An 18,062-nucleotide genomic window follows, 5' to 3' on the forward strand; every position below is an offset into this window, starting at 1 on the left:
ACAAACTCACTTTTCATTATAACAAAGGAGGTGGACCGAAATGGAACATCTGGACGAACAGGAACGTCAGAATGCCTGGAATGAAATCGAGGAGTCTTTGAGAAATGGGAAGATCGATCAGTTCCGTGCTGAATTTCTGGAATTGCATCCATATGATCAGGCAAGGATCTTCGAGGAATTGGAAGAATCGTTGCGCCAGGAAATATATATGTACGTCTCGCCTGAAGAAATGGCGGATGTCATGGAACATGTGGACGATGAAGAAGTAGAGCCGTATTTTTCGGAAATGGATCCGCGGTTCGCCTCGGACGTATTCGCTGAAATGTCTTCGGATGATGCCGTAGATATCATGAATCAGCTGGACAAGGATAAAGTCGCCAGTTTCCTGACCATCATGGAACAGGAAGACGCTCAGGAAATCAAGGACCTGCTTCATTACGAAGAGAAGACGGCCGGCTCGATCATGACGACAGAATACGTTTCTCTCAAAGCTTCGATGAAAGTGCAGGAAGCGATGAATCACTTGCGCACAGAAGCTCCTGATGCAGAAACGATTTACTACACCTACGTCGTTGATGAAGATAAGCGATTAGTCGGTGTGATCTCCCTCCGTGACTTGATCATCTCTGAGCCGGAGTGGACAATCGAAGAGGCGATGAGTGACCGTGTCGTAAGTGTCTCCGTAGCGAAGGACCAGGAAGAGATTGCGCAAATGATGCGTGACTATGACTTTCTGGCACTCCCGGTCGTCGACTTTCAGGATCATCTTCTCGGGATCATAACGGTTGATGATATCATGGATGTCATGGATGAAGAAGCGAGTGATGACTATTCCAAGCTGGCGGCGATTTCAGACGTGGATGGACCGAATGACAATGCGTTCACTTCCGCCAAGAAGCGTCTGCCATGGCTGATCATTCTGCTGTTTCTCGGAAGCCTCACAGCGAGCCTGATCAGTCAGTTCGAAGAGCAGCTCAATCAAGTGGCGATACTCGCCATTTTCATTCCGTTGATTGCCGGTATGGCCGGTAACACAGGGACGCAAGCGCTTGCCGTAGCAGTGCGTGGGATTGCTACGGGGGAAATAAGGAAGCAGGGGAAAGTCCGTATGATGTTCAGAGAAGCATCTACGGGGTTGATCACCGGTGTCGTTTGTGGATTGATCATCATGGGAATCGTCTACGTATGGCAGGGGAATTTCTTTCTTGGCGTACTCGTAGGTATTTCCATCATGTCTGCCCTGATTGTAGCGACCATCGCAGGTTCGTTTGTGCCGCTCATTATGGACAGGCTGAACATTGACCCGGCTGTCGCTTCAGGTCCGTTCATTACTACGATCAATGACCTGATTTCTATTCTCATCTATTTCGGCATGGCATCTGCTTTTATGAATTTACTCGTGTAATTGTATTTTCGAGCGAGGTATAATAAAATAAGAGCAGGTACTAATAACAAATACTAACCTCAAGGAGGGGTTTTCATGAATTTTTCATTAGAAGGCCGTACATACGTCGTAATGGGCGTGGCCAACAAACGAAGCATTGCATGGGGAATTGCACGTTCGCTGCACGAAGCCGGTGCGCGTCTCGTATTCACATACGTGGGCGAACGTTTCGGGAAATCTGTGCGTGAACTCGCAGAATCGCTTGATACAAGTGAAGGACAGGAACCTCTTTTCTATGAGTGTGACGTGACAGATGATGAGTCCATCATTCAGACGTTCGAAGCGATCGGTAAGGATGTAGGAACCATTCACGGACTTGCCCATTGCATCGCCTTCGCTAATCGCGATGAGCTGAAAGGGGAATTCCTCAACACGAGCCGGGACGGATTCCTGACGGCGCAGAACATCAGCTCTTATTCTCTGACTGCAGTCTCCCGCGCCGCGAAACCGCTCATGACTGAAGGCGGGAGTATCCTGACGATGACTTATCTCGGCGGAGAGAAAGTTGTTCAGAACTATAACGTCATGGGTGTAGCGAAAGCAAGCCTTGATGCAAATATGCGCTATCTCGCAAGTGACCTTGGAAAAGACAGTATCCGTGTGAATGCTATCTCTGCTGGTCCGATCCGTACGTTGAGTGCAAAAGGAGTCGGAGATTTCAACTCGATTCTTTCTGAAATCGAGGAGCGGGCCCCGCTTCGTCGTCCAGTAACACAGGAAGAAGTCGGAAGTACCGCTTACTACCTGTTGAGTGATCTGTCCCGCGGCGTGACGGGAGAAATCATCCACGTCGATTCCGGGTTCAACATTATCGGTTATTAATCAAAAAAACGGTGCCTTCTATGGAAGGTACCGTTTTTTGTGGTTATCGTTATGGAGCGTTTTTTATAAAGAAGAGAGGAGAAAGTACCGCATAAAAATAGATATGCGGCATTTTTCATGGATGTACTATATTTATCATGCAATACAAAAATGTATGGGACAGAAATATTGAGAAAAGAGAAAAATACTGCCCTATAATCGGTAAATCAAGGAAGATTTCGCAATTCAAAGAAGCATTCGTTATAATGGAAAACAGGAAGGAGGGAGGATATGCGTCAATCTCCCGCACATCATATCGAAAAAACAGCGATTGCCGCATGGCGATGGACCGCTGTTCTGTTTTTGTTCATACCTGTACTTATAATAGCTGCATCCATTCTGACTTACATATATTTTTCATGGCCTTGGTGGGTAATCGCCCTGGCTGTGCTGTTATTCGTCATCGATCTTGTTCTGTCCGTATTCCTTGTCCCGGCTCTCCGGTGGAGACGCTGGAAATATGAAGTGTTTGAACAGGAAATTTATATCCAGCACGGAATCCTGATACGAAGAAGAACGATTGTACCGATGCTCCGCGTACAGCACGTCGATACGAAGCAGGGCCCGATTCTGAAACACTTCTCCCTTGCGACAGTGACTATATCGACGGCCGCTACGACCCACGAGATTCCGGCTCTCTCAGATGGAGAGGCTTCTGATTTACGGGATAGGATTTCAGAGCTTGCAAGGGTGGATGAAGATGATGTCTGAAAAGCGATTGCACCCGGCAGCTATTTTGTTCCAGTTCATAAAATCGCTCAAGGATATGGCACTTGGTCTCTTACCGATCATCGTCATTTCCTTCAACGGAGATACCCTCTGGTATGCAGTCATCGGCGCAGCGGTGCTGGTTGTATTGTTGTCGCTCATGGCGTTTGTAAAATGGTTGAGATTCTCTTATTTGATTACAGAAGATGAACTTCAAATCAAACAGGGTATAGTCATACGAAAAGAACGACGCATCTCGAAAAATAGAATTCAATCCATCGACTTGACGCAGTCTTTGATTCACAGGATATTCGGTTTGACGAAAGTCCAGATTGAGACCGCAGGGAGCGATGAGAACGTGGACGCTTCCCTGTCGGCTGTATTGTTCTCGGAAGGAGAGCGGGTCCAAAGCGAACTGAAGACGGGGAAACGTACGAGCCTGGAAGATGAGGAAGAGGTGGAAAAGGAGTATCCATCTGAGACGCTCGGTTACGGAAGACTTGCTCTCACGGGAGCCACGTCGGATAATGCGATTATCATATTAGGGTTGATGTGGCTGTTGTACTCGCAGGCGAATCAGATCATTCCGGACGAAGTGTACGAGCAGGTGACGACATGGGTACTGTCGTTGGCTATACAAGTACTTGTCTTCTTCCTGTTGTTGTCTGTGTTTATCGTTTGGGGAGCGGGAGTGCTCTGGACGATAGTGAAATATGGGAATTTCACGATTACGAGATACGACAAGGAGCTATATATGACGTATGGTCTGCTTGAAAAACGGCAGCGCACCATCCCTGTCCACCGTATTCAGGCAGTGATTGTGAAGGAGAATCTGATCCGTCAGCTGTTCGGTCTCTGCTATGTGTACGTCGAAGTTGCAGGAGGAGTCAGTGGAGGCCGTATGGAAGAGGGGACGGTATATATGCTTCCTTTACTTAAGAAAAAACGGGTTCCCGCTTTTCTTGAGATGTACCTGCCCGAGTATTACCGGGAGGAACCAGGGATTAAGCGTCCCCCGCTCGCAGCTATTCCTTATTACGTATGGAAAGGCGCTCTTGTATCTATAATTGCGGTCATAGCGGTATTCTACTTTTCACCTTCCTGGATTGCTGTACCATTAGTAGCTGTTCCGATTTTCCTCAGCTGGGGGTTATTCCGCTGGCAGACAGCAGGGATCGCTGTGGATGATCCATACTTGAACCTGCGTTTCCGCAAGATCAGCCGCGAAACGGTAACTCTGCAGAAGCGACGCCTTCAAGCTTTCGAAAAAAATGAGAATTGGCTTTATAAACGGCAGCAGCTTGCTACCATCGATGTAGCGATTCTCAACAACACGGCGGGCCGCCACTTTATCGTTTCCGCTCTTAAAGAGAAGGATGTAACCGAGGCATCTGCACAATTTTCAAGCGTGCCTCATATACATACAAGTGAGCAAGAACGATAAGGAGGAAGTCATATGAAGCAGGAAGGAACTTATATTACGAGACCGAAGCTTTATATAACGCAGCCACCCTTGCCTTCGATCGAGAAGAAAGGGCAGGAGACTTACCGCTCATCACCGGAAGTAAAGAAAGAAGAGAGTGGGAACGACCATGCTCCAGGAGAACGCCGTCGACGTTTTCAGGATATGGAGCTTGAAGAAAAAGTGAATTATTTCGTGACATTACCTTCACAAATGCCTAAAATGAAGTGTGTTGTCGAAACTAAAGAGAAAGAGATCCAGGGATACGTTATGTCTTACGACGGGACGGACGTAGGAATGAAGACATTTCGACGCCCTTACCATGAAACAGTGCCGTTTGAAGAGATTACTTCTATACGGCTCCTTGGCTTTTGATTAGAAAGGAGGGGATATTATCCATATCCCTATTATATATGAGGACAACCATCTACTCGTTGTCGAAAAACCTGTGAATGTGCCCGTACAGGAAGATGCGAGCGGAGATGACGATTTGTTGTCGATACTTAAAAGAGATCTGAAAATCCGATATGACAAGCCCGGGAATGTTTATCTCGGACTGGTCCATCGTTTGGATCGCCCTGTCGGTGGTGTGATGGTGTTTGCAAAGACATCGAAAGCGGCGTCGAGACTCTCCGATCAGATTCGTAGGAATGCGATGGAAAAGTACTATCTGACTATTGTCCATGGAGAAATGGAAAAAGATAGAGGACGACTGGAGAATTATCTCGTCAAAGACAGGAAAAAGAACGAAGTCTATGTTGTAGGAAAAAGCAATAAATACGGAAAAGAGGCCGTGCTCGAATATGAAGAGAAAGAACAGGAAGCCGGGTTCAGTCTTTTGGAAATCGATCTTCATACCGGTCGCCCGCATCAGATCAGGGTCCAACTATCCCATCATGGTTGTCCGATTTTCGGTGACCAGAAATACGGACAGGATGTGAATCATCCGGGTCAACAGATTGCATTGTGGTCTCATCGTCTGGTGTTGACTCACCCTACGAAGAAGGAAGACATGACATTCACTTCCCACCCGCCAGAGGAGTACCCATGGAGTATATGGCCTTCTTATACAGAGAAGAAATAGTGACTTGAATTATGAAAAATAGAACGGTGAAGGGAGAGCCCTTCACCGTTCTTGTTTTTGGATCAGGATAATGCTTCGACGGCAGGAAGGCAAGTGATGTGGCAGAAGCAGTCGACATCGACAGTGATACAGATACCAGTCGCTTTCAAATTCTTCGTGAATTGTTTGACTGGAGACTCCGGATCCTCGCACGTGTCATGCGGGTCTCTTAGAAGCTCCAGTGTTGCACAGTCGTGACTATCGATAGATTTCACCCGGAAGTAAAAGCTTGCCATAATATCTTTGATTGCTGTCTTCTTCGCTCCATACCCTTTGAAAGGTTTACATGTACCTTCGCAGTAAAGTAGCACAGGAACGGTATCAAGGCCTGTAGCCCCCGTATCTCCCAGCAGGTCACTGATGGATTGCTCGCAACTTGAGTCACAGTCGTGCAGAACGTCCGATTGGGCGTCCACAATTTCTTTCAGAATGTTTGAAACGCAATTCTTGGAATCAAATTTTTCTCCGCAGCCCATATGTCCGTCTCCTTTCCTCTTGGATTGACGTGGTGTCCTTATTAACCTATGTCGCTACACGAAATGCGTATAGGCTGACGTCCCCTTTATCGTTGATTTCGTCTCCGTATTTTCATAAGCTATGTTAGCTTCACATTGAGATTCTTCCGCTTAAAGTTCTGTGAAACGGGTATACAGAAAGAAGAAGGGAGGAGAAAGCGATGGGTTATATTCTGCCGATCAACCATTATCAGTATCAGGATTACCAGCATCGTGTCGTTCAGCGGGAACGTTCTCCGGTTGGCCTTGATAAAGTATGGAAGATCGTATTGGATCAGAAAGTGAAAGAACGAAAACAGATGAGGGAAGAAGATCGTTTGGAATACCAACAGCTGAGCGACTTGATGTACACACCATCTACTATTCATAAGGCAGAGAGTAAGAGTAGACATGTACCTAGTGAAGTACAGGAAAAAGTTTATTCGAGTATGACAGGAAAAGGATCCTTTTTCAGCGAATCTGTATGAGAGAGGCTGAAAGGGGAGAGTAGATTGAGTTTTACAACCATCACTGAAGATATACATTATTACGATAGTGCCGTTAACATTGGATATGTAAAGAAAGGATCGACAGGACTGTTGATCGATGCAGGTATTGATCGTTCCGCCGCTAAGAAGGTAATGAAAGAAATCGAAGAGAAGAATTGGCCGCTCACCCACTTGTTTATTACGCATGCACATGCGGATCATTATGGGGGAGCGGCTTTTGTGCGCAATAAATACAAAGTAGAAACGTGGGCACCTCCATTAGAAGCTGCTATCATGGAACACCCCGTAATCGAACCGCTTTATTTACATGGAGGAAATGATCCACTTCCGGAGATGAGGAATAAATTTCTTGAAGGGCCTCCGGTAACGATCGATATGCTTAGAGAAGAGGGAGAAGTACGAATCGGGGATATACATGCGAACGTCTTCATTCTTCCCGGTCACAGCTATCGTCAGGCCGGCCTTGTGATTGATGGAATTCTGTTCGCAGCAGACAGTTATTTCGGCGTGGACTACCTTCATAAACATAAAATTCCTTATATCACCGATGCTCATCTTCAATTGGAGACCTTAAACAGGCTGCTCGATATGGAGGTGTCCGGCGCAGTTCCCGGGCATGGGGAATTTGAGAATAACTTCAGAGATACTGTAAAGGAAAATATAAAATATCACCAGGAGGCGATGGATTGGGTTGAGGGATTCATTAAGGAAGAAGAAGAAGTAAGTCACGAGACACTGGTTGCTGCGATGTGCGAAGCGTACGATGTTTCCGTTACGAAGATGCCTGCCTGGATGCTGTATCGTACAGCCGTCACAGCATATATAAACGGTCTGCTACGCAATGAAAAAATCAGCGGTTATCTCAAAGATTACCGCTGGACATTTTCCATATTATAATTTGAGCAGAAACAGGGATTCCCCTTCTTTATATTCTGCGTACATGACTTCTTTGGCAGAATCGATTTTTTGTTTCTTGAGCTGGCGATGTAACCAGGTTTCGTCTTTTCCAAGTTCCTTCAGGTTATCTTCGATGATTTCTCCATCAGTGATAAGCGCCCGGGGTAGTGGAAGGTTCTGGACAGGGAAAGAGAAATCATCTTTGGTAGGTACCTGGGCCGGATCGTTTTTCATGACAGACACCGTGCCATCCGTCTCAAGAATGGCATAGGCGACATCCTGGACGGAAAATACATCCTTGGCACGAAGCAGGTGAAGCAATTGATTGACGTCGAGCTTATTTTTCTTCAGAGACTGACGGTCTATTTTTCCATGATTGATGATGATGGAAGGCTGACCTTCAAGAATGTTTCTTGTACGTTTCCACTTCTGGGTAACGATTTCCGTCGTGTAGATAAGAATCCCCCATAACAAAATAGCGAAGCCGATTTCAACGATTCCCGTATCCGGGTCGTAGAGAGCGTTTCCTACCAGCTCCCCAAGCACAAGGGCAGCAATGAAATCGAAGGCAGTGATTTGAGTGATCTGTGTTTTTCCAAGCAGTTTTGTAAGGATAAACAACCCGAGAAAGCCGAACAGGGTATCAAAAGTGATTTCAACATAGTTCATTTACTAAACTTCCTCTCCCGGAATGTAAGAATGATCGGGCCGAACGACTCCCGTTTCCTACTCCTATTCTGTCCGTGAAGAGGAGGGGTTTATACCCTGGATGTCCAAGAATTGTTCAGGGATGATCTTGTTTTTCCTAATAAACGTGGATCGATTCGTCATTCTTTATCATACCTTACCTGTAAAAGTCGAAATACGTATACAGAGCATTTCCCGGGAAATAATAATGAAAACGTTATCAAAAAATGTTTGACAATATTGTGAACAAGGGTAATAATAGAAGTAAGAGGTGATGAAAATGAATTCGAAAACGTTGAATGCAGTACAATATACGGGTGCAACGATTCTTATTATGGGAATTGTGACATTTTTGTTAAGTGTGATGGGAGTCGGTGACCGTACATTAACGATGGTAAGTGTCGGGCTGGTCATGGGATCGGTATTCATTTTCATGATGGGACTGTTCCTGGTCATGTCCGAAGAATTGACGTTGCGCTTCAAAAAAGACAAACGACTAAATCATTAATTGTAAGAACCCTAATTCTTGATTGAATTAGGGTTTTGTTATGGATGAAAAATGGAATACGTAAAGATGAGAAGCAACGATGCATGGACAAGGGGGAAAGATACATGGACTATCGTCCGCTTGATATCGATGACGCACAGCAATTTTTGAAACTCAATAAAGAACTGGATGAGTCCGGGTACATGCTTTATGCACCGGGAGAAAGAAAGATGAGTGTAGAAGAGCAGCAACAGCTTATACATAAAATCACGGAAGACCCTTCATCGGATCTTTTGGTCGGAGAAGAGAATGGAGAAATCACCGGTTTCATTTTGATGAAAGGGAATGAGCTCGAAAGGAATCGTCATGCTGCTTATTTAGCACTTGGCGTCAAAGAAGCGTGGAGAGGACAGGGAATCGGCAAAGCGTTATTACGTCAGGCATTCAGATGGGCGAGAGAAAAAGGGGTATCACGTCTTGAACTGACGGTTTTGAAGGGAAATAAAACTGCGATCCATATGTATAAACAGATGGGATTCAAAATAGAGGGGGAAAAGGTGCACTCCCTTAAAATCGATGGGGAGTACCGTAATGAATACTATATGTACAAGCTTTTGAAGTGAATAGAAATAGGTGAGCCCGGCTAATGAATGTGATTCCATCAGCCGGGCTCTTTTATTTAACATATCCAGTCGTCTCTATTTTTAATTTGTTTCTTAGTATCCCCATACCATCGCAAGGAGTGAACCAAATACGATAGCAAGGGCAATGAAGATTCCGTAATACGTATTTACATAGATCGAATCGGAATCCGGTGATTCTCCGGCGTGCATGAACACGACAAGCTGCAGTCCTGCCTGTGTGAAGGCCGTAAGAAGTAGAATGATCATGCCGAGCTGGAAGCTCATATCGATGAAGTACACCAGCAGGGCGATGACAGTCAGAACGAGAGATGCAATGAACCCTACGACTTGCTTCGCTGGAAATAGCTCTCTCATATTACATCATTCCTTTCAGGTAGACGAAGCTGAAGATGAAGATCCAGACAACGTCCAGGAAGTGCCAGTAAAGGGAAAAGATGAACGTCTTATTCGCTGTGCGAGGAGTGAATCCCCGTTTAGCCAGCTGAATAATGATTGCAATTCCCCAGAAAAGGCCGAAGGAGACGTGAGCCCCGTGTGTCCCGAGAAGGGTGAACAGTGCTGCAGAAAAGGCGCTCGTCTGAAGCGTCAGTCCTTCGTGTACATATTCATAAAACTCATAGATCTCGACACCGACGAACCCGAGACCGAGGATCAGTGTGATGATCAGAAAACCGATCGTTGCACCTTTGCGACCGACCCTCATAGCGTTGACAGCCAGACCTATCGTAAAACTACTCGTCAAAAGAACGAATGTCTGAATCATCAACGTCGAGATGACGAAAAGATGCCCTGCGGAAGGACCGTCAGCGACGCGTCCTTCCAAAATGAAATAAGCTGCGAAAAGGGTAGCGAACAACGCGATTTCGGCTCCGATGAACACCCAGAACCCGATGATATTCAGGTCATTCGTTTCAGTACTATATTCAAGCGGCTTGGAATGATCGATATTCATCGCGTGTCACCTCCCATTTCTCTTTCCGTTTCACGTACATCTTCCTCGTGGATATGACGGCCATCATCCTTCTCGAAAGAACGATAGAATAGAAGGACAGCGATACCAGCGGCTGCAATGTAAACCAGCAGCCAGAGACTGAACACCAGACCGAATCCGAGAACAAAGAAGAAAGAGCTCATAATGAATGGCTGACCACTGTTATTCGGCATGTGGATGTCGGTGATCTTCTCTTTAAAGAGTTTCTCTCCTTCGTACTTGGAGTCCCAGAACGGTTCACGGGTATTCACTTCCGGTTCTACCGCAAAGTTGTACTCAGGCACAGGAGTGCGTGTCGCCCATTCAAGCGTACGTGCATCCCATGGATCGTCTCCGATATCGCGGCTTGCATAGCGGGCGCTGTAGTAAACGTTGTATACGATGAGTATGAAGCCCATCGCCAGGCCGAGTCCTCCAAAGAAGGAGAGAAGGTTCCAGACACCGAATCCGGCTACTTCCGAATACGTGTACATTCGGCGCGCCTGTCCATCAAGTCCAGCGATGAACATCGGGAAGAACGCGAGACAAGTACCTATGGCAATGTTCCAGAATGCCCATCGTCCTATCCGTTCGTTCAGCATGAAGCCGAACATCTTCGGCCACCAGTAAGTCATTCCGGCAATCATCGCAAAGACGACTCCAGGGATGATCACAAGGTGGAAGTGAGCAACGAGGAACATCGTGTTGTGATACTGATAGTCCGCACTTGCGATACCTAGCATTACTCCGGTCACACCACCAATAGTGAAGATCGGGATGAAACCGATGGAATAAAGCATCGGTACGGTGAATTGTATCTTTCCTTTCCACATCGTAAACAGCCAGTTAAATATCTTGATTCCCGTCGGTATGGCGATGGCCATCGTCGTAATCGAGAAGATACTGTTTACAAATGCGCCTTGCCCCATCGTAAAGAAGTGGTGCACCCAAACGAGGAAGGCGAGTGTGGATATGACTACAATGGCGACAACCATTGAAGTATAACCGTATAAGTTTCGTTTGGAGAACGTAGAAATAACTTCACTGTATATACCGAAGGCGGGAAGCACAAGAATATATACTTCCGGGTGTCCCCAGACCCAGAAGAAGTTCGCCCATAGCATGGCCATACCGCCGTTATCGATTGTAAAGAAGTGGGTACCGAATAACCGGTCCATCGTTCCCATCGCGAGAGCCACTGTAAGGACAGGGAATGCGAATACGATCAACAGGTTCGTGATCAGAGCACTCCACGTAAACAGAGGCATTTTCATAAGAGTCATGCCCTTCGCGCGCATTTTGAAAATGGTGACGATAAAGTTGATCCCGGTGATTAATGTACCCAAGCCGGCGATCTGCAGGGCGATCATGTAGTAGTTCGTACCGACGTGTTCCGATAACTGATTACCGGCTAGCGGAAAGTATGATGTCCATCCGGAGCTCGGCGACCCTCCGATAACGAAGGAGATGTTGAAAAGCATCGCTCCCATGAAATAAAGCCAGAAGCTGAGCGCGTTAAGGCGTGGATAAGCAACGTCCCGTGCTCCGATCTGAAGCGGTACAGCAAAGTTCATCAAAGCTGTAATGAAAGCCATAGCCATGAAGAAGATCATGACGACTCCGTGTGTCGTGAATATCTCATTGTATTCGGCTGCACTTAATAACTCGTTGCCGGGCCTGGATGTCTGTGCACGCATCATAAGAGCGTCGACACCACCACGGAATAGCATGAGTAGCGCGGAGATCAAATACATGATTCCGATTCGTTTATGGTCAACCGTCGTCAGCCATTCCCTCCAAAGGTATCCCCATTTTTTGAAATAGGTAATACCTGCCAGGACCGCAATCAGTGTGAGACCGATGGCGACCATGGACAGATAGATGGTGGGAGTGGGGTTCGGGACGGCAAATTGTTTGAAAAACTCCATCCGTAAGACTCCTCTCTCTTAATGTTCCGAGTGTTCCATATCCTCTTCGTTCATTTCTTCCTTGTTCATGTCCCCATGGTCTCCATGTTCTTCCGGAGCAGGATCGAACTCGAGGTGTGTACCGGTAAAGGTCTTCTGACCCAAATGACCGGGTTCAAGTAGTTCATCAAATGTTTCTTCATCAATAGGTTCTGCGGTTTCCTGAACTTCTTCGACCCATTCATTGAACTCTCCCTGAGAGACTGCATTTACGTTGAAGGTCTGTTCGGCGAACCCTTCGCCAGAGAAGTTGGAATTTCGTCCCCACATCTCTGCTTCTTCCGTAGCTGCCAAGTTCAGTTTCGTGAGCATCCCTGTCATGGCGTATTTTTGTCCGCCTAGTTGAGGAATCCAGAAGCTTGAGATGGCATCAAACGAGTAAAGGCGGAATTCGATAGGACGATCCGTAGGGATATAAAGGTAGTTCAACGTTTCGATATCTTGTTCCGGGTAGCTGAAATGCCATTTCCAGTTTGAAGAAGAAGCGTAAATCACCATAGGTTCCTGGTCTTTGAACCCTTCAGGTACGCTTTCTGCCTGATACGTACTTTGAACTGATACAAACGATAGAAAAACGATGATCAGAACAGGGATTCCGATCGTAGTGATCTCCACCCATATGTTTCCTTTGATGATTGGTGGTCTATAGTCTGACGCCGTTTTCGTAGAACGATATTTGACTAGAATATATATAAGCAAAACGAAGACGACAACAACGACAAACAGCATCGTCCAAATGGAAATCATGATGACGTCTTTCAGTAGTGCTGCCTGAGGACCTTTCGGATCAAGCACCGTGACCGGTTCACAGCCGCCGAGAAAAAGAATGACCGACAGCAGGAGACCGGAGAACAGCCATTTTTTATTCATGACCAGACTCCTTTCTGAGTAAGTTCTGTAAGCGTGTATTCCTATCATAGGGGGTGAGGACAGACGTTCGCAATGATTATGTCAACAGTTCACAAATTGTTCATGTTCAGTGAAAAAAATGTCACAAAGGTGTGACGAAGTTGTGAAAAAGTGGAATAAAAAGCGGTTTGTAGACATAATCTTCACAATTCATCGAAAAAACGCGTCACCTATCATTTTACAGAAGAACGTGTCGAATTGATAGGCTAATAACCAAAAAAGAATCCTGAAGGAGGACCTTCAGGACTCTAGTACGTTTTCTATAAATAAGTCTACGAGTTTAGGATCGAATTGTGTGCCGGAATGATTCTTAAGCTCCTGGATCGCTTTTTCTTTCGATAAAGCTTCCCGGTAGGGAGTTTCACTGATCATGGCATCATAGGCTTCTGCAATCTGCAGAATACGTGCTTCGAGCTTGATATCTTCTCCTTGTATTCCAAGGGGATAACCGCGTCCGTCGAAGTGCTCATGGTGGGAAAGGACGACCATAGCGATATCGGCGAATTCTTCGGAAGAATTAAGAATCCGGTGGCCGACTTCCGAGTGACGCTTTACTTCTTCGTACTCTTCCGAAGTAAGTGGACTTTCTTTGTTGAGAATCGAGTGGTCGATGGCTATTTTCCCGATGTCATGAAGCATTCCTGCTGTTTTCAGGCTGAGTAAGTGCGTATCATCGAGCTGCAGCGCCTGGCCGAGCTTTTCGGCCAATTGACTGACCCGTTTGGAATGGGCTTCTTCTCTTGGAACTTTTTCGAACAGACTTGCCATCATACTGTTGATATAGCTTGTCCGATGACTGTTTTTCTGGAACAGTTTGTTCCGGTACATCCTGTTCTCAGCGAGCTGCAGCACTTCCTCTGTCGGCTGGAATGCCATCTTCTTCACCGAAGAGCCAAAGGACACGGTGATATGGAGGTTGTTTTCATGCTTGATGACACAGGAACGCTCAAGTCTTGATCTTACCTCCTTCACTTCTTTCTCTGTCGCATTCGGAAGGATGATCGCAAACTCATCCCCTCCCAGTCGGGCGACGACATCTCCATCTCGAGTATTGCGACAGAGTTCTTTGGAAACTTCATGAATGATTTCGTCTCCTTTTTGGTGTCCGAATGCATCATTGATAAGCTTCAATCCGTTGATGTCTGCCATAATGAACCCAAGAGGGAAGTAGCGTGTAGAATCGAATTCTTCCACTTTCTGTTCAAAGTGACGACGATTGTACAAGTCTGTCATCTGGTCATGGATAGAAAGGTGTTCGACATGCTTCTGATGTTCAACCATTTCTGTCTGATCCATACAGGCGATGCGATACTGACCTTTATTGACGAAGTTACTTTCAATCTGCATATGCTTTTCTATACCATCGATGATAAAAGTGATATTCGCAGGATGCGCTTCCTGATGGTGCTCAAGCTTTTTCGTATGAAAATAAAAAGCGTCCTGGCTATCTTCTTTGATCCACTGGTAGAGCTTTGTTCCTTTCAGGTCCCCTGTACCGAACAATTCAGAGGCTTTCTTGTTGTAATCTGTAATCAGAAAAGTGTCATCTACGAGCAGATAGGGTAGTGGCGCATCATAAAATAAAGACTCATATTTTTCTTTCATGACGGTTAGCTGATGGTTCGTCCGTTTCAACTCTTCATTCTGGAAGCGAAGTTCTTCATGATAGACAGAGAGCGTGGAGAGGATCTCTTCTTTCGTTTCATTCTTATAATCTTCAACGTTGTTTCCCTGAAGTATTTGTTCGATCACTTCTTCCATACGTTCCATAAAATCTATTCTCCTTGTTCTTTGTAGTTGGAAATATCGATGATGGTACCTCCGATGCGTGTAGGATCTTCATCATGGTCCTTTTCTAGAACTCTACCGAGAAGATGGACCGGAATGTAGCTATCATCGTCGCATCGATAGGAAACGAATATATCAATGTTATCCTTATACCCGTTAAGCATATCTTCAAAAGCACTTTTTACGCGGTTTGTCTTGAAATAATTACTTATATCCTGAAGGGTAGTCGGGAAATATTCTTTATCATAGCCACAATTCTTCAAGAACGAAGAAGAAATATCAAAATGATCGCTCCTTCCATCATACTCCCACCATCCCATATTGCTGATCTCGAGTACCTGCTCGAATTTTTCTCGGGTTTCTTCTACTTTAGTACGTTCCGCTTTCAGGGTCGTGATTTCGATGAGCGTTACGATGATGCCGTCCACAGAATTGTACTCTGTACGATAAGGGCGTATGCGTACGAACCAGTGGCGTCCTTCATTGTCCTCGATTTCTTTTTCCTTTTTGTTCAGGGAGTCCAGTACTTCGTATACATCATCGACGATTTCCGGGTATCCGGACATGACGGAAATATGCGAAATCGGTCTTCCGGTATCTTCTTCTCGTATGTTCGATACTTCGTTCATAATCGGTGTAATGCGACGGATGCAAAGTTTATCATCAAGGTAAAGTGCGCCCATCTCTGTATTATTAAGCAAGTTGTTCAAGTCGTTATTCGCTTTGGTTAGTTCTTCGATTTTTTCCTGATACTCATTGTTGACCGTGTAGAGTTCCTCATTGACGGATTGAAGCTCTTCGTTCGTACTCTGCAGTTCCTCGTTTGAAGCCGTCAGCTCTTCATTCGAAGACTGGAGTTCTTCGTTGGAGGTTTCCAGTTCTTCGACAGTCGCCTGTAATCCTTCACGTGCCAGCTGCAGTTCAGATTCGAGGTAGCGGACCCGCTCTTTCATTTCATCAGACATGTTCACGTCGCTGTTACCTTCCTCTTCTTCGCTTTGAGAGGATTCCACGAAGCTTACGAAATAGAAGATCTGGTGCTTCATTTCGATGACATGCCCATTCAGGGAAAGGGTCGTGTCTTCCTTCGCTCCATTCATAATATTGTTCAGTTTGATATGCTGACGTTCCGCTTTCAGTCTGCGTAGCATATTGTTTACAAATAGAGACAGCTCCCGGGACATATTCGTATTGAAATTGTTCGAGAACTTGCCTGGTTGTGGTCTCAGATAATCGGACATGTCGTTGATGACATGAATGATCTGATCGTTCCCGTCAATGATGAGAGACGGCGGTGAAATGCTGGAGACCGCTTTTTGCAGGACGTTTTCAAGATTCACATTCGTGGAGGAGGGTTTTGACACCTGACTTTCTTTCTCGATTTCCGGATTCTTCTTGTCATAGAAAGAAATGCTTGAGGGAACGTCCGGCTGATATCCTTCCCGAGGTTGGAATATCTTCCACTTATTATCGATCGGGTGATAGGCTTTCGTCATGTCTCCAAGGGTCTCACTATTACCAAGGAACAAAAATCCGTCTTTCTGTATCGAATAATAGAACTTATTCAGAACATATTGCTGCGTTTCGTTCTTCAAATAAATGAATAGGTTACGGCAAACCAACAGATCAAGACGGGAGAATGGCGGGTCTTTGATTAGGTTATGTTTGGCGAAGACGACCATCTTCCGGATAGGGTTCGACACCCTGTATCCTTCTGCTTCTTTGATGAAATATTTGGCGATCAGTTCCGGGTTCACATTCGCCATCAGACTCTCGGGGTACGAACCGGTACCGGCCATTTCCAATGCTTTCTCATCGACATCTGTGGCGAAAATTTTGACGCTGGTACGAATATTGTTCTTCTCCATGTATTCATTAAGGAGAATCGCCAAAGAATATACCTCTTCGCCGGTAGAACAGCCAGCAGACCATATCCGGATCGCATCTTTGTTATAGTCCAAGTTCGGAAGCACATTCTCTTTCAGGCTGTCGAAAGCTTCCGGGTCCCTGAAGAATCCGGTCACACCTATGAACAGCTCTTTTTGTAGAATGTTCCGTTCTTTCTCGGATTCTTTCAGGTACTCCACATACTCTTCAAGACTTTGAAGACGGTTGATTTTCACTCGTCGATTGATGCGGCGGACCATCGTCGACTCTTTATAGTTATCGAAATCGATCTTCGAATGGGTACGCATCACCATGTTGATGCGTGATAATACGTCTTTATCCGGTGTCTCTTTGCCGTTGGAAGCATCCGGATTCACCGGGTGTTTGATGAAGTTGATCATTTCTTCCGACATATCATCCGGTGGAAGAATGTAGTCAGCGAGACCGGTGGACACGGCGCTCCGGGGCATTCCATCGAATTTAGCCGTAGCTTCGTCTTCGACCATGACCATCCCGCCAGCTTCTTTCAACGAACGTACGCCAAGGGTACCATCACTCCCTGTCCCTGAGAGGATGATTCCAATCGCATTCTTGCGCTGATCCTCAGCGAGGGATTTGAAGAAAATATCAATAGGTAGATTCAAATGCTTCCGTTCATTCTGTTCACTCAAATAAAGCGTTCCGTGATAAATGGACAGGTTCTTCCGGGGAGGGATGAGATAGACGGCGTTCGCTTCAGTCTCCATCCCGTCCTCAGCTACGCGGATGTCCATACTTGTGTAACGGCTCAGCAGATCATCCATATGGCTTTCGAAATCCGGAGAAAGATGCTGGATGATGATGAAAGTGAGCCCTGTATCGTTCGGCATCGTCTTGAAAAAGCGTTCCAGGGACTCCAGTCCTCCGGCGGAAGCACCAATTCCGACGAAATGCCGTTCTTCGGTCTGTGTCATAATGTCACCTCTGTCACTTAGATTGTTGATATTCCCTATTCTACATGAGATGAAAAATAATGATAATCAAAAGCATACAAAAAAGGTTCTTTTCCTCAAATACCTTGAGGAAAAGAACCAATTGATTGAAATGGGCCGTGCTGGGATCGAACCAGCGACCTCTTGGTTGTCGACCAAGCGTTCTCCCGCTGAACTAACGGCCCGTGTTTTGTATTTGTGAATGGGACATGTAATAATATACTATGTGTCTGAGGTGAATGTCAATCGTTTTT

The 18,062-nt window shown here is 45.8% G+C and carries 18 protein-coding genes and 1 tRNA gene; 10 read left to right on the top strand and 9 right to left on the bottom strand.

The genetic code is table 11. The features are described from left to right. Positions 1 to 40 precede the first annotated feature (40 nt). The 6 genes from mgtE (at position 41) to BLQ44_RS09740 (ending at position 5,559) form a co-directional block, all read left to right on the top strand. On the top strand, positions 41 to 1,405 hold the full coding sequence (mgtE, locus tag BLQ44_RS09715) for a magnesium transporter (protein WP_093193695.1): 1,365 nt from the start codon (positions 41 to 43) through the stop codon (positions 1,403 to 1,405). Between the two features lie 75 nt (positions 1,406 to 1,480). Beyond that, entirely contained in the window at positions 1,481 to 2,266 is a 786-nt protein-coding gene (gene fabI, locus BLQ44_RS09720; protein ID WP_093193696.1) for an enoyl-ACP reductase FabI, read from the top strand. A 270-nt stretch (positions 2,267 to 2,536) separates the two neighbouring features. Beyond that, on the top strand, positions 2,537 to 3,016 hold the full coding sequence (locus tag BLQ44_RS09725; protein WP_093193697.1) for a PH domain-containing protein: 480 nt from the start codon (positions 2,537 to 2,539) through the stop codon (positions 3,014 to 3,016). Then, entirely contained in the window at positions 3,006 to 4,457 is a 1,452-nt protein-coding gene (locus BLQ44_RS09730) for a PH domain-containing protein (protein ID WP_176757488.1), read from the top strand. Before BLQ44_RS09725 ends, BLQ44_RS09730 begins: the two co-directional genes overlap by 11 nt. Before the next feature lie 12 nt (positions 4,458 to 4,469). Next, on the top strand, positions 4,470 to 4,850 hold the full coding sequence (locus BLQ44_RS09735) for a CotO family spore coat protein (RefSeq protein WP_093193699.1): 381 nt from the start codon (positions 4,470 to 4,472) through the stop codon (positions 4,848 to 4,850). Between the two features lie 19 nt (positions 4,851 to 4,869). After that, positions 4,870 to 5,559 carry an RluA family pseudouridine synthase gene (locus tag BLQ44_RS09740; RefSeq protein ID WP_093193700.1) on the top strand — a complete coding sequence of 230 codons (690 nt, stop codon included), beginning with the start codon at positions 4,870 to 4,872 and terminating at the stop codon, positions 5,557 to 5,559. Between the two features lie 62 nt (positions 5,560 to 5,621). Here BLQ44_RS09740 and BLQ44_RS09745 read toward each other — a convergent pair whose 3' ends face one another. Next, positions 5,622 to 6,074 (bottom strand): CotY/CotZ family spore coat protein, encoded by a 453-nt coding sequence (locus BLQ44_RS09745; protein WP_093193701.1) that lies wholly within the window; start codon positions 6,072 to 6,074, stop codon positions 5,622 to 5,624. A gap of 200 nt (positions 6,075 to 6,274) precedes the next feature. Here BLQ44_RS09745 and BLQ44_RS09750 point away from each other — a divergent pair, with 200 nt between their 5' ends. Together BLQ44_RS09750 and BLQ44_RS09755 are read left to right on the top strand one after the other, a co-directional pair. Next, positions 6,275 to 6,580, top strand: coding sequence for a hypothetical protein (locus BLQ44_RS09750; protein WP_093193702.1), 306 nt, complete (start codon positions 6,275 to 6,277; stop codon positions 6,578 to 6,580). A 24-nt stretch (positions 6,581 to 6,604) separates the two neighbouring features. Further along, positions 6,605 to 7,498 (top strand): MBL fold metallo-hydrolase, encoded by an 894-nt coding sequence (locus BLQ44_RS09755; RefSeq protein ID WP_093193703.1) that lies wholly within the window; start codon positions 6,605 to 6,607, stop codon positions 7,496 to 7,498. Here BLQ44_RS09755 and BLQ44_RS09760 read toward each other — a convergent pair. Beyond that, positions 7,493 to 8,167 carry a DUF421 domain-containing protein gene (locus BLQ44_RS09760; RefSeq protein ID WP_093193704.1) on the bottom strand — a complete coding sequence of 225 codons (675 nt, stop codon included), beginning with the start codon at positions 8,165 to 8,167 and terminating at the stop codon, positions 7,493 to 7,495. The two genes, BLQ44_RS09755 and BLQ44_RS09760, sit on opposite strands and share 6 nt — an antisense overlap. A gap of 298 nt (positions 8,168 to 8,465) precedes the next feature. Between BLQ44_RS09760 and BLQ44_RS09765 the strand changes: the two genes are divergently transcribed. Continuing rightward, the gene (locus tag BLQ44_RS09765; protein ID WP_093193705.1) at positions 8,466 to 8,693 is read left to right on the top strand and encodes a hypothetical protein; all 228 of its coding nucleotides are present in this window, start codon (positions 8,466 to 8,468) and stop codon (positions 8,691 to 8,693) included. 104 nt (positions 8,694 to 8,797) lie between these two features. After that, entirely contained in the window at positions 8,798 to 9,295 is a 498-nt protein-coding gene (locus tag BLQ44_RS09770; RefSeq protein ID WP_093193706.1) for a GNAT family N-acetyltransferase, read from the top strand. Between the two features lie 93 nt (positions 9,296 to 9,388). Here the strand turns inward: BLQ44_RS09770 and qoxD are convergent, their stop codons facing one another. The 7 genes from qoxD to BLQ44_RS09805 form a co-directional block, all read right to left on the bottom strand. Next, positions 9,389 to 9,670 (bottom strand): cytochrome aa3 quinol oxidase subunit IV, encoded by a 282-nt coding sequence (qoxD, locus tag BLQ44_RS09775; protein WP_093193707.1) that lies wholly within the window; start codon positions 9,668 to 9,670, stop codon positions 9,389 to 9,391. Position 9,671: 1 nt separating this feature from the next. After that, a complete protein-coding gene (gene qoxC, locus BLQ44_RS09780) occupies positions 9,672 to 10,268 on the bottom strand; it encodes a cytochrome aa3 quinol oxidase subunit III (protein WP_093193708.1) in 597 nt (198 codons plus the stop codon). Next, a complete protein-coding gene (qoxB, locus tag BLQ44_RS09785) occupies positions 10,265 to 12,214 on the bottom strand; it encodes a cytochrome aa3 quinol oxidase subunit I (protein WP_093193709.1) in 1,950 nt (649 codons plus the stop codon). Before qoxB ends, qoxC begins: the two co-directional genes overlap by 4 nt. 18 nt (positions 12,215 to 12,232) lie before the next feature. Then, entirely contained in the window at positions 12,233 to 13,123 is an 891-nt protein-coding gene (gene qoxA / locus BLQ44_RS09790; protein WP_093193710.1) for a cytochrome aa3 quinol oxidase subunit II, read from the bottom strand. Positions 13,124 to 13,402: 279 nt separating this feature from the next. Beyond that, the gene (locus BLQ44_RS09795) at positions 13,403 to 14,932 is read right to left on the bottom strand and encodes a sensor domain-containing diguanylate cyclase/phosphohydrolase (RefSeq protein ID WP_093193711.1); all 1,530 of its coding nucleotides are present in this window, start codon (positions 14,930 to 14,932) and stop codon (positions 13,403 to 13,405) included. 5 nt (positions 14,933 to 14,937) lie between these two features. Beyond that, complete coding sequence (locus BLQ44_RS09800) at positions 14,938 to 17,790, bottom strand: CheR family methyltransferase (RefSeq protein ID WP_093193712.1); 2,853 nt, start codon at positions 17,788 to 17,790, stop codon at positions 14,938 to 14,940. A gap of 131 nt (positions 17,791 to 17,921) precedes the next feature. Beyond that, positions 17,922 to 17,993 (bottom strand) — tRNA-Val (locus BLQ44_RS09805). Positions 17,994 to 18,062: the final 69 nt, after the last annotated feature.

It is taken from the genome of Salimicrobium halophilum (assembly GCF_900100295.1).
GTDB lineage: Bacteria > Bacillota > Bacilli > Bacillales > Halobacillaceae > Salimicrobium > Salimicrobium halophilum.